11 protein-coding genes are annotated in these 13,750 nt (G+C 62.3%); all 11 read left to right on the plus strand.

Translation table 11 applies throughout. The features are described from left to right. The first annotated feature begins 152 nt into the window (after window positions 1-152). Window positions 153-596: an RNA polymerase-binding protein DksA gene (gene dksA / locus IFT76_RS19705; RefSeq protein ID WP_122480168.1), complete on the plus strand. Its 444-nt coding sequence runs from the start codon at window positions 153-155 to the stop codon at window positions 594-596. Between the two features lie 64 nt (window positions 597-660). Beyond that, window positions 661-1,548 (plus strand): tRNA glutamyl-Q(34) synthetase GluQRS, encoded by an 888-nt coding sequence (gluQRS, locus tag IFT76_RS19710; protein ID WP_192059925.1) that lies wholly within the window; start codon window positions 661-663, stop codon window positions 1,546-1,548. Window positions 1,549-1,640: 92 nt separating this feature from the next. Then, the gene (locus tag IFT76_RS19715; RefSeq protein ID WP_003250005.1) at window positions 1,641-1,817 is read left to right on the plus strand and encodes a hypothetical protein; all 177 of its coding nucleotides are present in this window, start codon (window positions 1,641-1,643) and stop codon (window positions 1,815-1,817) included. Continuing rightward, window positions 1,801-4,755, plus strand: a complete 2,955-nt coding sequence (locus tag IFT76_RS19720; protein ID WP_163007662.1) for a sensor histidine kinase — start codon at window positions 1,801-1,803, stop codon at window positions 4,753-4,755. The genes IFT76_RS19715 and IFT76_RS19720 overlap by 17 nt, the downstream gene beginning before the upstream one ends. A 22-nt stretch (window positions 4,756-4,777) precedes the next feature. Continuing rightward, window positions 4,778-6,211: a sigma-54-dependent transcriptional regulator gene (locus IFT76_RS19725; protein WP_192059927.1), complete on the plus strand. Its 1,434-nt coding sequence runs from the start codon at window positions 4,778-4,780 to the stop codon at window positions 6,209-6,211. 707 nt (window positions 6,212-6,918) lie between these two features. After that, window positions 6,919-8,298 carry a polynucleotide adenylyltransferase PcnB gene (locus IFT76_RS19730; protein ID WP_192059929.1) on the plus strand — a complete coding sequence of 460 codons (1,380 nt, stop codon included), beginning with the start codon at window positions 6,919-6,921 and terminating at the stop codon, window positions 8,296-8,298. 2 nt (window positions 8,299-8,300) lie between these two features. Then, a complete protein-coding gene (gene folK / locus IFT76_RS19735) occupies window positions 8,301-8,777 on the plus strand; it encodes a 2-amino-4-hydroxy-6-hydroxymethyldihydropteridine diphosphokinase (RefSeq protein WP_185795378.1) in 477 nt (158 codons plus the stop codon). Between the two features lie 200 nt (window positions 8,778-8,977). After that, window positions 8,978-9,778 (plus strand): 3-methyl-2-oxobutanoate hydroxymethyltransferase, encoded by an 801-nt coding sequence (gene panB, locus IFT76_RS19740; RefSeq protein ID WP_192059930.1) that lies wholly within the window; start codon window positions 8,978-8,980, stop codon window positions 9,776-9,778. Further along, complete coding sequence (gene panC / locus IFT76_RS19745; protein ID WP_122480174.1) at window positions 9,775-10,644, plus strand: pantoate--beta-alanine ligase; 870 nt, start codon at window positions 9,775-9,777, stop codon at window positions 10,642-10,644. Before panB ends, panC begins: the two co-directional genes overlap by 4 nt. 219 nt (window positions 10,645-10,863) lie before the next feature. Further along, window positions 10,864-12,528 (plus strand): glucose-6-phosphate isomerase, encoded by a 1,665-nt coding sequence (gene pgi / locus IFT76_RS19750; RefSeq protein WP_122480175.1) that lies wholly within the window; start codon window positions 10,864-10,866, stop codon window positions 12,526-12,528. Between the two features lie 110 nt (window positions 12,529-12,638). Beyond that, window positions 12,639-13,655, plus strand: a complete 1,017-nt coding sequence (locus IFT76_RS19755) for a class I SAM-dependent rRNA methyltransferase (protein ID WP_185795381.1) — start codon at window positions 12,639-12,641, stop codon at window positions 13,653-13,655. The last annotated feature ends 95 nt before the right edge of the window (window positions 13,656-13,750 follow it).

Consider the following 13,750-nt stretch of genomic DNA (forward strand, 5'->3'; position numbering starts at 1 on the left):
GCCTGCGACGCAGGCGTTCCGGGCACGACAACCGGGAGTAGCGCGTGCTGGTTCGATCTGGTAAGTTCGCCGGCTTGCAGTCGCAGGGCCGGCGGGTGTCGGAGAGGGATCATCCTGCGCAATGGATTAGTAGAGCGAGAGGCGGTTGATTCATGCCCACCAATGAAAAGCAACAAAGTACTGGCAACTTTTCCGGCTTCGCTCCCTACGTTGCGACGAAGGGCGAGGAATACATGGGCGCGCCGATGCGTGCTCACTTCACCAAGATCCTGAACAAGTGGAAACAAGACTTGATGCAGGAAGTGGATCGCACCGTCGACCACATGAAGGATGAAGCCGCCAACTTTCCAGACCCGGCCGATCGGGCCAGCCAGGAAGAGGAATTCAGCCTCGAACTGCGCGCGCGCGATCGCGAGCGCAAGTTGATCAAGAAGATCGACAAGACGCTGCAGCTGATCGAAGACGAAGAGTACGGCTGGTGCGAATCCTGCGGCATCGAGATCGGCATTCGTCGTCTCGAGGCACGTCCGACCGCCGATCTGTGCATCGACTGCAAGACCTTGGCGGAAATCAAGGAAAAACAGGTCGGCAAGTGACCTGTCGACAAAGGGGCGCCACGGCGCCCTTTTGTTTCTGTATTGCCCGTAGAATCCCGCACCCATGACTACCCTTCCTTATATAGGTCGCTTTGCTCCGACCCCGAGCGGCTACCTGCATTTCGGCTCCTTGGTGGCCGCTCTGGCCTCATGGCTGGACGCGCGCGCCGCAGGTGGCCGCTGGTTGCTGCGCATGGAAGACCTGGACCCGCCCAGGGAAGTCGCCGGCGCACCGGCAGCGATCCTCAAGACCCTTGAGCGCTACGGGTTGCAGTGGGATGGCGAGGTGGTCTACCAGAGCCAGCGGCATGCGGCCTATCAACAGGTGATCGACCGCCTGTTGGCGCAGGGGCTGGCCTATGCGTGCACCTGCTCACGCAAGCAGTTGGAACCCTACCAAGGGATCTATCCCGGCACGTGCCGCAATGCCGGACATTCCACGCAGGATGCAGCCATCCGCCTGCGCGTCCCGGAACTGCGGTATCGCTTCGAGGACCGTGTCCAGGGAACGTATGCACAACATTTGGGCAGCGAGTCGGGGGATTTAATCATTCGTCGTCGCGACGGTCTGTATGCCTATCAACTGGCGGTGGTGCTGGACGATGCGTGGCAGGGAGTGACCGACATCGTGCGCGGTGCCGACCTGCTCGGTTCGACGCCGCGCCATCTGTATCTGCAGGAGCTGCTCGGGTTGCCGCAGCCGCGATACCTGCATGTTCCCTTGATCACCCAGCCAGACGGCAACAAGCTGGGCAAAAGCTACCGATCGCCGCCCCTGGATGCGGACCAGGCTGCGCCACTGCTGGTGCGTGCCCTGCGGGCGCTGGGCCAGCGGCCCGAGGCGGACCTGGCGCACGGCAGTGTGGACGATGTGTTGCGCTGGGGTGTGGAGCATTGGGACAGTGGTGCGATTCCCCCGGTGCGCACGGTGGCGGAAGCGCAGCTGGAGTAGCGATCGGCTGGTGCCCGGCTCTTCGCAGCGACACGCCGATCCGCTACCATCGCCGCACTGTTTTCGCACACTTACCCTACCCCGAGGCCAGCATGTATATCTATCGTTTGGTCCTGCTTCTGGTGGTGGGGATATACCTGTTCTCCCCCGCCATCATGGACTGGTGGATCGAGCCCACGGGCGCGTGGTATCGACCTTACCTGCTGTGGCTGATTCTGATCGTGGTGACCTTTATCCTGCAGAGCCAGCGTGATGCCGATGAGCTTTAGCCTTACCCAGATGCTGCTGGTCAGCGCCGCGTACCTGCTGGTGCTGTTCGCCGTGGCCTGGGTCAGCGAGCGCGGCATGATCGCGCGGGCGATCATCCGCCATCCGCTGACCTACACCTTGTCGCTGGGTGTCTATGCCAGCGCCTGGGCGTTCTATGGCACCGTGGGCCTGGCCTATCAATACGGCTATGGTTTCCTGGCTTGCTACCTGGGGGTTTCCGGCGCGTTCCTGCTGGCGCCGGTGTTGTTGTATCCGATACTCAAGGTCACCCGTACCTACCAATTGTCGTCGTTGGCAGACCTTTTCGCGTTTCGTTTTCGCAGCACCTGGGCCGGCGCGCTGACCACGGTGTTCATGCTGGTCGGCGTACTGCCCCTGCTCGCGTTGCAGATCCAGGCGGTGGCCGACTCCATTGGCATCATGACTCGCGAACCGGTGCAGAACCACGTGGCGTTGAGTTTTTGCGTACTGATCACTCTGTTCACGATCTTCTTCGGCTCACGCCACATCGCCACCCGCGAGAAGCATGAAGGCCTGGTATTTGCCATCGCCTTCGAATCCGTGATCAAACTGATCGCCCTGGGCGGGATTGGCCTGTATGCCCTGTACGGGGTGTTCGACGGCCCGCACGATCTGGAGCAATGGCTGCTGCAGAACCAGACGGCCCTCGCTTCGCTGCATGCGCCGCTGCAAGAGGGACCCTGGCGCACGCTGCTGCTGGTGTTCTTCGCCTCGGCGATCGTCATGCCGCACATGTACCACATGGTCTTCACTGAGAACCTCAATCCGCGTGCACTGGTCAGTGCCAGTTGGGGGCTGCCGCTGTTCCTGCTGCTGATGAGCCTGGCGGTGCCGCTGATCCTGTGGGCCGGCCTGCGCCTGGGCGCGACGACCAGCCCCGAGTTCTTCACCCTGGGCATCGGTATTGCCGCCAACAGCAAGTCACTGGCGCTGCTGGCTTATGTAGGCGGACTTTCCGCGTCCTGCGGGCTGATCATCGTCACCACCCTGGCGCTGTCGGGCATGATGCTCAACCATCTGGTGTTACCGCTGTACCAGCCGCCGGCCGAAGGCAACATCTACCGCTGGCTGAAGTGGACACGCCGGGCGCTGATCGTCGCCATCATCATGGCCGGCTATGCCTTCTACCTGCTGCTGGGCGCCAAGCAGGACCTTGCACACCTGGGGATCGTCGCCTTTGTCGCCACGCTGCAGTTTCTGCCGGGCGTGCTGTCGGTGCTGTACTGGCCCACCGCCAATCGACGCGGATTCATCGCCGGTCTGCTGGCCGGCATGGCCGTCTGGCTGGTGACCATGCTGCTGCCGCTGATCGGCAACCTGCAAGGCTTCTACATCCCGCGCCTGAACATGATCTACGTGCTCGACGATACCAGCTGGCACATGGCAGCCATCGCTTCCCTGGCTGCCAACGTATTGCTGTTCACGCTGATCTCGCTGTTCACCGCTGCCAGCAGCGAAGAAGTCAGTGCTGCCGAAGCCTGTGCCGTGGATAACGTGCGGCGCCCGCAGCGGCGCGAACTGCATGCCGCATCCCCCCAGGAGTTCGCCACGCAACTGGCCAAACCGCTGGGCGCCAAAGCCGCCCAGCGCGAGGTGGAGCAGGCCCTGCGTGACCTCTACCTGCCCTTCGACGAGCGCAGGCCCTACGCATTGCGGCGCCTGCGGGACCGGATCGAAGCCAATCTGTCCGGGCTGATGGGCCCCAGCGTGGCGCAGGATATGGTGGAAACGTTCCTGCCCTATAAATCAGGCAGCGAGAACTATGTCACCGAGGACATCCACTTCATCGAAAGCCGGCTGGAAGATTATCACTCGCGCCTGACCGGCCTTGCCGCCGAGCTCGATGCCTTGCGCCGCTATCATCGACAGACCCTGCAGGAGCTGCCCATGGGCGTTTGCTCGCTGGCCAAGGACCAGGAGATCCTGATGTGGAACAAGGCCATGGAAGACCTGACCGGCGTGCCCGCGCAGCATGTGGTCGGCTCGCGCCTGGTAACCATCAGCCAGCCATGGCGCAGCCTGCTGATCGACTTCATCAACGTGCCCGATGAGCACCTGCACAAGCAACGCCTGGCCCTGGATGGGCAGACACGCTGGCTGAACCTGCACAAGGCCGCCATCGACGAGCCGCTCGCGCCCGGCAACAGCGGGCTGGTGGTGTTGGTCGAGGACCTGACCGAAACGCAGATGCTCGAAGACAAGCTGGTGCATTCCGAGCGGCTGGCGAGCATCGGCAGGCTGGCGGCCGGGGTCGCCCACGAGATCGGCAACCCGATCACCGGCATCGCCTGCCTGGCGCAGAACCTGCGCGAGGAGCGCGAGGAAGACAGCGAGATCACCGAACTGAGCAGCCAGATTCTCGAGCAGACCAAGCGCGTGTCGCGCATCGTCCAGTCGCTGATGAGCTTTGCCCATGCCGGCGGCCACCAGCACAGTGACGAGCCGGTCAACTTGGCTCAGGTAGCGCAAGATGCCATCGGCCTGTTGGCGCTGAACAGGCGCAACTTCGAGATTCAGTTCTACAACCTGTGCGATCCGGAGCACTGGGCCGTGGGTGACCCACAACGCCTGGCCCAGGTGCTGATCAACCTGTTGTCCAACGCCCGGGATGCCTCTGTGGCCGGAGGTGCGGTGCGGGTCAAGACCGAAGCGTGCGAACACACCGTCGACCTCATCGTCGAGGACGAAGGCAGCGGTATTCCCAAGAACATCATGGATCGGTTATTCGAACCGTTCTTCACTACCAAGGACCCGGGCGAAGGAACCGGACTGGGGCTCGCTCTGGTCTATTCCATCGTTGAAGAGCATTATGGACAGATCACCATCGACAGCCCGGCCGATCCCCTGAGCCAGCGCGGTACCCGAATTCGGGTGACATTGCCGCGTCATGTCGAAGCGACGTCCGCTGTGAACTGAGACCGTCGAGAGAATTGAATCAATGCCGCATATTTTGATCGTCGAAGACGAAACCATCATTCGATCTGCCCTGCGTCGCCTGCTCGAACGCAACCAGTATCAGGTCAGTGAGGCCGGCTCCGTGCAGGAAGCGCAGGAGCGGTTCAGCATCGCATCGTTCGACCTGATCATCAGCGACCTGCGCCTGCCGGGTGCACCGGGCACCGAATTGATCAAGCTGGGCGCGGGCACCCCGGTGCTCATCATGACCAGCTATGCCAGCCTGCGCTCGGCAGTGGACTCGATGAAAATGGGCGCGGTCGACTATATCGCCAAGCCCTTCGACCACGATGAAATGCTCCAGGCCGCCGCACGTATCCTGCGCGATCGCCACAACGCACCCGCGGCAGCGGTGGAGCGCCCGGCGAACAAGGCCGGTGCGGAAAAACCCGCCGCGCAGAATGCCAATGGCGACATCGGTATCATTGGTTCCTGCCCGCCCATGCAGGACCTCTACAGCAAGATCCGCAAGGTCGCCCCGACTGATTCCAACGTACTGATCCAGGGTGAGTCCGGCACCGGCAAGGAGCTGGTGGCGCGGGCACTGCACAACCTGTCCCGGCGCGCGAAGGCACCGATGATCTCGGTGAACTGTGCGGCGATCCCGGAAACCCTGATCGAATCCGAACTGTTCGGTCACGAGAAAGGTGCCTTCACCGGCGCCAGCGCCGGGCGCGCCGGGCTGGTCGAGGCTGCCGATGGCGGAACGCTGTTTCTCGACGAGATCGGCGAGTTACCTCTCGAGGCCCAGGCGCGCTTGCTCAGGGTTCTGCAGGAAGGCGAGATTCGCCGCGTAGGCTCGGTGCAGTCGCAGAAAGTCGACGTTCGCCTGATTGCCGCAACCCACCGGGACCTGAAAAGCCTGGCCAAGCTGGGGCAGTTCCGCGAAGACCTCTACTACCGGCTGCACGTGATTGCCTTGAAGTTGCCGCCCCTGCGCGAGCGCGGCGCCGATGTCGGCGAAATTGCCAAGGCGTTCCTCATTCGCCAGAGCTCACGGATCGGGCGGACCGACCTGCGCTTTGCCGCCGATGCCGAACAGGCCATCCGCCAGTATTCCTGGCCCGGCAATGTGCGGGAACTGGAGAACGCCGTCGAACGCTCGGTGATCCTGACCGAGAGCACCGAGATATCGGCCGAACTGCTGGGCATCGACATCGAACTTGCCGACCTGCAGGACACCGATGACTTCGTCGGCCTGCCATCCCAGCAGAACGGGGCGAACAACACGGCCCACGATCCCACCGAAGATCTTTCCCTGGAAGACTATTTCCAGCACTTCGTGCTGGAGCATCAAGACCACATGACCGAGACCGAATTGGCGCGCAAATTGGGCGTCAGTCGCAAGTGCCTGTGGGAGCGTCGTCAGCGCCTGGGGATTCCACGGCGCAAGTCGAGCGTAGCGAGCGAAAGCTGATACGTTTCAGCTCTAGCCCGCGGGTTTGCGCGGGTTGACGGGTAGCCGTGACAAACTGTTACCCTAGGCCTGCGACGTAACAAGACACGGTTCCATCGGTAACGAATACAGGGTCAATTTCAGCCCTCGATCACCGCCCTCCTCCTCGTAAAGCCCCGTTCTTGAGGGGTTTGCAAAAGTTGGCATGGGACCTGCTATATCTCTGGTACAAGAACAACAACAAGCAAGCAAACTCATAACAAGAACAAGACGAATCGACTCACGCATAACAAGAACAACACGGCGGAGGCGCAGCTAACTGATTCTTTTGGAGAGGCGTTGTTTTTGGGGAAACCCGCAGCCAGGCAGAGAACTACAACAACTGCTTTGAAGCAGATGCCAGAACTGGTTGGATCACATCGATCATCACAGCACAGCGACCAAAGCAATCCGTTTGCTCTTGCTCCCGAATAGGGAGACACCCCTGAACCCAGGTTCGGTGGGCAGGGCACTCAACAAAAACAAAAAGCCCGACAAAAAACAAAAACAGAGCACGCAACTACTTCTTGGGGAGCTTCGGCTCCCCTTGTAGTTTCCGGCTTTTGTCCTGCCGCTTGTGCCGACCGGCGCAGCCTCCTACACCATCCCTCGACTAAATGCTAGAATCCCCGCCCATCATGCGGTCGTTCTTCGTATATGGCCGAAAATCCCTTCAAACAGTGCATCCCATGCTGAAGAAGCTGTTCAAGTCTTTGAATACTCCCGCGCGTCATCCGCAGCACCGGCGTACCACGCCCGAAGTGCTCAATGCTGGCCAACACTCGCTGCAGCGCAGCCAGTTCAGCCGCCACGCCGTGGGCATCGTCGAACGCCTGCAGACTGCTGGCTACCAGGCCTATCTTGTAGGCGGTTGCGTACGTGACCTCATGCTGGGCATCGTGCCCAAGGATTTCGACGTCGCTACCAGCGCCACGCCCGAACAGGTACGTGCCGAGTTTCGCAATGCGCGAGTGATTGGCCGACGCTTCAAGCTCGTGCACATCCATTTCGGCCGCGAGATCATCGAGGTCGCGACTTTCCGCGCCAATCACCCGGAAGAAGACGACGAACAGGACGTGCATCGCTCCTCGAGCAGCGAGAGCGGACGCATCCTGCGCGACAACGTCTACGGCACCCTGGAAGACGACGCCCAGCGCCGCGACCTCACCATCAATGCCCTGTACTACGATCCGGTCAGCGAACGCATCCTGGACTACGCCAATGGCGTACACGACGTGCGCAACCGTCTGATTCGCCTGATCGGTGATCCGACTCAGCGCTATCAGGAAGATCCAGTGCGCATGCTGCGGGCCGTACGCTTTGCCGCCAAGCTGGATTTCGGCATCGAGAAGCACACGGCTGCGCCGATTCGCGAGCTGGCGCCGATGCTGCGCGAGATACCGTCGGCACGTCTGTTCGAGGAAGTGCTCAAGCTGTTCCTGTCCGGCTATGCCGCCGACACGTTCGAGATGCTGGTCGACCTGCACCTGTTCGATTCGCTGTTTCCGGCGACCACGCAGGCGCTGGAAGACACGCCGACCTACACCCATACGTTGATCAGCGAGGCGCTGCGCAACACTGACCTGCGCATCAAGCAGGGCAAGCCGGTGACGCCGGCCTTTCTGTTCGCCGCCCTGCTCTGGCCGGCGTTGCCGGCACGCGTACTGCGCCTGCAGAGCCGTGGCATGCCACCGATCCCGGCAATGCAGGAGGCGGCCCATGAGCTGGTTGCCGAGCAATGTCAGCGCGTCGCCATTCCCAAGCGTTTCACCATCCCTATTCGCGAGATCTGGGACATGCAGGAGCGCCTGCCGCGCCGCAGCGGCAAGCGTGCTGATCTGTTGCTCGACAATCCGCGCTTCCGCGCCGGCTACGACTTCCTGCTGCTGCGCGAAAAAGCCGGCGAAGAGACCGAAGGCGTGGGTGAGTGGTGGACCGACTATCAGGACTGCAACGACAGTCAGCGCCGCGAGATGATCGCGGACCTGGGCGGCAAGGACGAATCAGGTGCGCCACGCAAGCGTCGCCGTACCGGCACCAAGCGCAAGCGCGCCGAGGGCGACGAATAAGCATGGTGCGCGTGCACATCGGGCTGGGCAGCAATCTGGACAGCCCGCAACGGCAACTGCATGAGGCCCTGCAGGCCCTGGCCGCACTGCCGGACACCACGCTGGCCGCGGTTTCTTCGTTCTACACCAGCGATTCACTGCTGCCCGGCCAGCCCCGCTACAGCAATGCCGTAGCAGCCCTGGACACCGGGCTGGCGCCGCTGCCACTGCTCGATGCGCTGCAGGCGATCGAGAACGAGCAGGGCCGCGAGCGTGCCGAGCGCTGGGGGCCGCGCACCCTGGACCTGGATATCATCACCTATGCCGACCGGGTGATCGACGAGCCTCGTTTGCAAGTGCCGCACTACCACCTTCAAGCCCGTGCATTCGTGCTGTATCCGCTGGCCGAAGTGGTTGAAGAGGGCTTCATGCTGGCGGACGGCCGCAGCCTGCGCGAGTTGCTGGCTGCCTGCCCGTTCGCAGGGCTGGAGAGGCTGTAGCGCAGGCAGGCCTCTTCGCAGGCTCTGTTCGCGCAGAAGCCGTCAACCCAATTGACTTCCCCGGTCGTGCTCACGACTATAGGCGGCCCGTTGCACCCCCGAGGTGCCAAACGGCGCGAAACCAACCTTTATGAGTGGGTTTCCAAACATCACGACAGATGATGTTGTGTCGACACAGCGCCAGCCCGAGGATACTTTTCATGCCCGAACTCACCCTGACCGCCCTGCAGAGCCTCAAGCTCAAGGGCGAAAAGATCACCATGCTGACCTGCTACGACGCGACGTTCGCCCACGCCGCCTGCGCGGCCGGCGTCGAAGTATTGTTGGTGGGGGATTCGCTGGGCATGGTGCTGCAGGGGCATGACAGTACCTTGCCGGTGACCGTGGCGGACATGGCCTACCATGTCGGCTGTGTGAAACGTGGCAACCAGGGGGCCTTCATCGTTGCCGACCTGCCGTTCATGGCTTATTCCACCTGCGAGCAAACCCTGGCCAACAGTGCACTGTTGATGCAGGCCGGGGCGCACATGGTCAAGCTCGAAGGCGCCGCCTGGCTCGCCGAATCGGTGCGCCTGCTGGCCGAGCGCGGTATTCCAGCCTGCGTCCACCTGGGGCTGACCCCGCAATCGGTGAACTTGCTGGGCGGCTACAAGGTGCAAGGGCGCCAGGACATCCAGGCACGCCAGATGCGTGCCGACGCCATCGCCCTGGAGCAGGCCGGAGCGGCCATGCTGCTGCTCGAATGCGTGCCCGTCGAGTTGGCTGCCGATATTGCCCAGGCAGTGAAAGTGCCGGTGATCGGCATTGGCGCCGGCAGCGGAGTCGACGGCCAGGTGCTGGTTCTGCACGACATGCTCGGGCTCTCCCTGAGCGGCCGCGTGCCGCGGTTCGTGAAAAACTTCATGGCCGGGCAGAGCGATATTCAAGGCGCAATGCGCGCCTACGTAGCCGCCGTCAAGGCGGTGGATTTCCCCGCACCTGAACATGGATTCGCCTCATGAACACCGTCAAGACCGTACGAGAACTGCGCGCCGCCGTGGCCCGTGCCCGTGGCGAAGGCAAGCGTATCGGCCTGGTGCCGACCATGGGCAACCTGCACAGCGGTCATGCCGCGCTGGTCGCCAAGGCCACCCAGCGTGTCGATTTCGTCGTGGCGAGTATCTTCGTCAACCCGTTGCAATTCGGCGCTGGCGAAGACCTGGACAAGTATCCGCGCACCCTGGCGGCCGATCAGGAACGGCTGGTGCAGGCAGGCTGCAGCCTGCTGTTCGCACCATCGGCAGCGGAAATGTACCCCGACGGCATGGCCGGGCAGACCCGAGTGAGCGTTCCGCAATTGTCCGAGGGCTTGTGCGGCAGCAGTCGTCCAGGCCATTTCGAAGGCGTGGCGACGGTGGTCAGCAAGCTGTTCAACATGGTCCAGCCGGACCTTGCCGTGTTTGGCCAGAAGGACTACCAGCAACTGGCCGTGATTCGCGCGCTGGTACGCGACCTCAATATGCCCATCCAGATCATCGGCGAGCCGACCGTGCGTGCCGAAGACGGCCTGGCGCTGTCTTCGCGCAATGGGTATCTGAGCCAGGAGCAGCGTGCCCAGGCACCTCTGCTGTATCAGGTGCTCAGCCAGGTCGCGGCGCAGATAAGCCAGGGCCGTCGCGATTACCCGCTGCTGCTGGACCATGCCAAGCAGGTCATTGCCCAAGCCGGCTTCGCTCCTGAATACCTGGAAATCCGGCATGCGGTGACCCTGCGTCCGGCCACTGCCGAAGACCGCGACCTGGTGATTCTGCTCGCGGCGAATCTGGGTACCACACGACTGATCGACAACCTGCACCTGGACCTCGATCACGACACTCAACACAGCTGAACCGCGACAGCCTGAAAGTCCCTCGCGCATCGTTCACTAGGCGCAGACAGAACGCGCGCGGCGGTTTAAGGTGGTGCAGCGTCCGAACCGTGCATTGGCAGCCGATCAGCGGCCCGCAACCACCCTGGCCGCCTGCTGGATCTTTCGATGCAGCAGGCACGCAACCGGCCGAGCGTTCCAATGTCCAAAGGCAGTTCAAGAAAAAGGAAATTTGCAGCGATGGCGTACTACCGAACCCCGCATGACGTGACCACCCTGCCCGCTTGGCAGGCGCTAACCCAGCACCGCGCTGCCATGCAAGACTTCAGCATGCGCGATGCCTTCAATGCCGACCCTCAGCGCTTCGAGCATTTCTCCCTGAGCGCCTGCGGGCTGTTCCTCGACTATTCGAAAAACCTGATCGACACCCAAACCCGCGATCTGCTGGTGCAACTGGCCAACGAAGTGGACCTGCAAGGCGCGATCAAGGCGATGTTTGCCGGCGAACTGCTGAACGCTTCCGAAGGCCGTCCGGCGTTGCACACCGCATTGCGCCGCCCGGTGGGCGACAAGCTCAATGTCAACGGTGTCAACGTGATGCCGGACGTGCACAAGGTGCTCAACCAGATCACCGAGTTGGTCACGCGCATCCATGACGGCCTGTGGCGTGGCTACACCGAGAAGCCGATCACCGACGTAGTGAACATCGGTATCGGTGGCTCCTTCCTCGGCCCGGAACTGGTGTCCGAAGCTTTGCTGCCGTATGCCCAGAAAGGCGTGCGCTGCCACTACCTGGCCAACATCGATGGCAGCGAATTCCACGAGCTGTCGGCCAAGCTGCGTGCCGAGACCACTCTGTTCATCGTTTCCTCGAAATCGTTCAGCACCCTGGAAACGCTGAAGAACGCCCAGGCTGCGCGTGGCTGGTACCTGGCCCAGGGCGGTTCGGAAGCCGAGCTTTACCGCCACTTCATCGCGGTGTCGAGCAACAATGCCGCAGCCGTCGAATTCGGGATCCGCGAAGAAAACATCTTCCCGATGTGGGACTGGGTCGGCGGGCGTTATTCGCTGTGGTCGGCCATCGGCTTGCCGATTGCCATGTCGATCGGCATGGCCAACTTCAAGGAGCTGCTGTCGGGCGCCTACACCATGGACCAGCACTTCCAATCGGCGCCGTTCGAACAGAACATGCCGGTGCTGCTGGCCTTGCTGGGGGTCTGGTACGGCAATTTCTGGGATGCCAAGAGCCACGCGATCCTGCCGTACGACCACTACCTGCGCAACATCACCAAACACCTGCAGCAATTGGACATGGAGTCCAACGGCAAGAGCGTGCGCCAGGACGGCACGCCGGTGAATATCGACACCGGCCCGGTCATCTGGGGTGGCGTGGGCTGCAACGGCCAGCATGCCTATCACCAGTTGCTGCACCAGGGCACCCACATGATCCCGGCCGACTTCATCGTCCCGGTGGTGAGTTTCAATCCGGTCGCCGATCATCACCAGTGGCTGTTCGCCAACTGCCTGTCGCAGAGCCAGGCGCTGATGCTGGGCAAGAGCCGCAGCGAGTCCGAAGCCGAACTGCGCGAGCGCGGCATGGCTGAAGACGAGGTGCAGAAGCTGGCCCCGCACAAGGTCATTCCCGGCAACCGTCCGAGCAACACCTTGGTGGTCGAGCGCATCAGCCCACGTCGCCTCGGCGCCCTGGTAGCCATGTATGAGCACAAGGTGTTCGTGCAGAGCGTGCTGTGGGGCATCAATGCTTTCGATCAGTGGGGCGTGGAACTGGGCAAGGAGCTGGGCAAGGGTGTCTACCAGCGCCTGATCGGTGAAAACGAATCGCTGGCCGAAGATGCCTCTACCCAGGGCCTGATCAACTATTTCCGCGGTCGTCATCGCGGCTGACCCTGGATACCCCGCGGCGCTGCAAGCCAGCGTCGCGGTGGTTCGATACCCCGTTGCGCCGGGCAATTGATGTAGAATTGCCTCCCTTCTTTTTGCGTCAGGCTCCGTGCATGTCCGCTTTGATCCAGGCGCTGCGCGCCGCCCTCGACGTCCGCTCCTCGCTGCTCGAGCAACTGCATGAACAGGGCACTGATTGCTATCGCCTGTTCCATGGCAGCCAGGAAGGCGCCGGTGGCTTGACCGTCGACCGCTATGGTCCGCAATTGCTGATCCAAAGCTTCCATCAGACGCTGACACGCGAAGATCTGCTGGCCCTGCACGGCGCCGTCGAGCAACACCTGCAGACGCCGCTGCTGCTGGTGTACAACGACCGTTCGCGGGGCAACTCGCGGATCGATCGGGAAGACACGGTGTATCGTGCCGAAGACGCGGCGCTGGCCGACATGATCGGACACGAATGGGGCTTGAATTATCGCGTGCGCGGACGGCATCCCGGGCAGGACCCGTTGCTGTTTCTCGACCTGCGCAACGCGCGCGGGTGGGTCAAGCGACACAGTGCTGGCAAAAGCGTATTGAACCTGTTCGCCTACACCTGCGGCGTGGGCCTGAGCGCAGCAGCAGGCGGCGCCCGCGAGGTGTGCAACCTGGATTTTGCCGAAGGCAACCTGGCAGTCGGCGCCGAGAACGGTGCACTGAACCCCGACCTTGCGCCCATGCAATTCATCCAGTCGGATTACTTTCCCGCCATCCGCCAACTGGCTGGTTTGCCCATCACCCCGCGTCGCGGGCAGAAGCTGCCATCCTACCCGCGCCTGCAACAACGCCAGTACGATCTGGTCTTTCTGGACCCGCCCGCCTGGGCAAAGAGTGCGTTCGGCACGGTCGATCTGCTGCGCGACTACCAGAGCCTGCTCAAGCCCGCGATCCTGGCCACGGCCGACAGCGGTGTACTGGTCTGCTGTAACAATTTGGCCAAGGTCAGCCTCGACGACTGGCGTGATCAGGTGTTGCGCTGCGCCGAGAAAGCCGGGCGGCCCGTGCGTGAATGCTCGGTAATGGGCCCGGCGGCCGATTTCCCTTCCAGCGACGGCCAGCCACCGTTGAAGACGCTGATCCTGAATTTCTAGTTTTCCTACAGCAACTGGTGAAAATTCCATGACTTACGCGGCCTGAGTCATAGGAACCGCATTGACGTGCCATACTCCAAGCACCTCCGATCACG

It is taken from the genome of Pseudomonas sp. CFBP 13727, assembly GCF_014841915.1.
Classification (GTDB): Bacteria; Pseudomonadota; Gammaproteobacteria; order Pseudomonadales; family Pseudomonadaceae; genus Aquipseudomonas; species Aquipseudomonas baltica.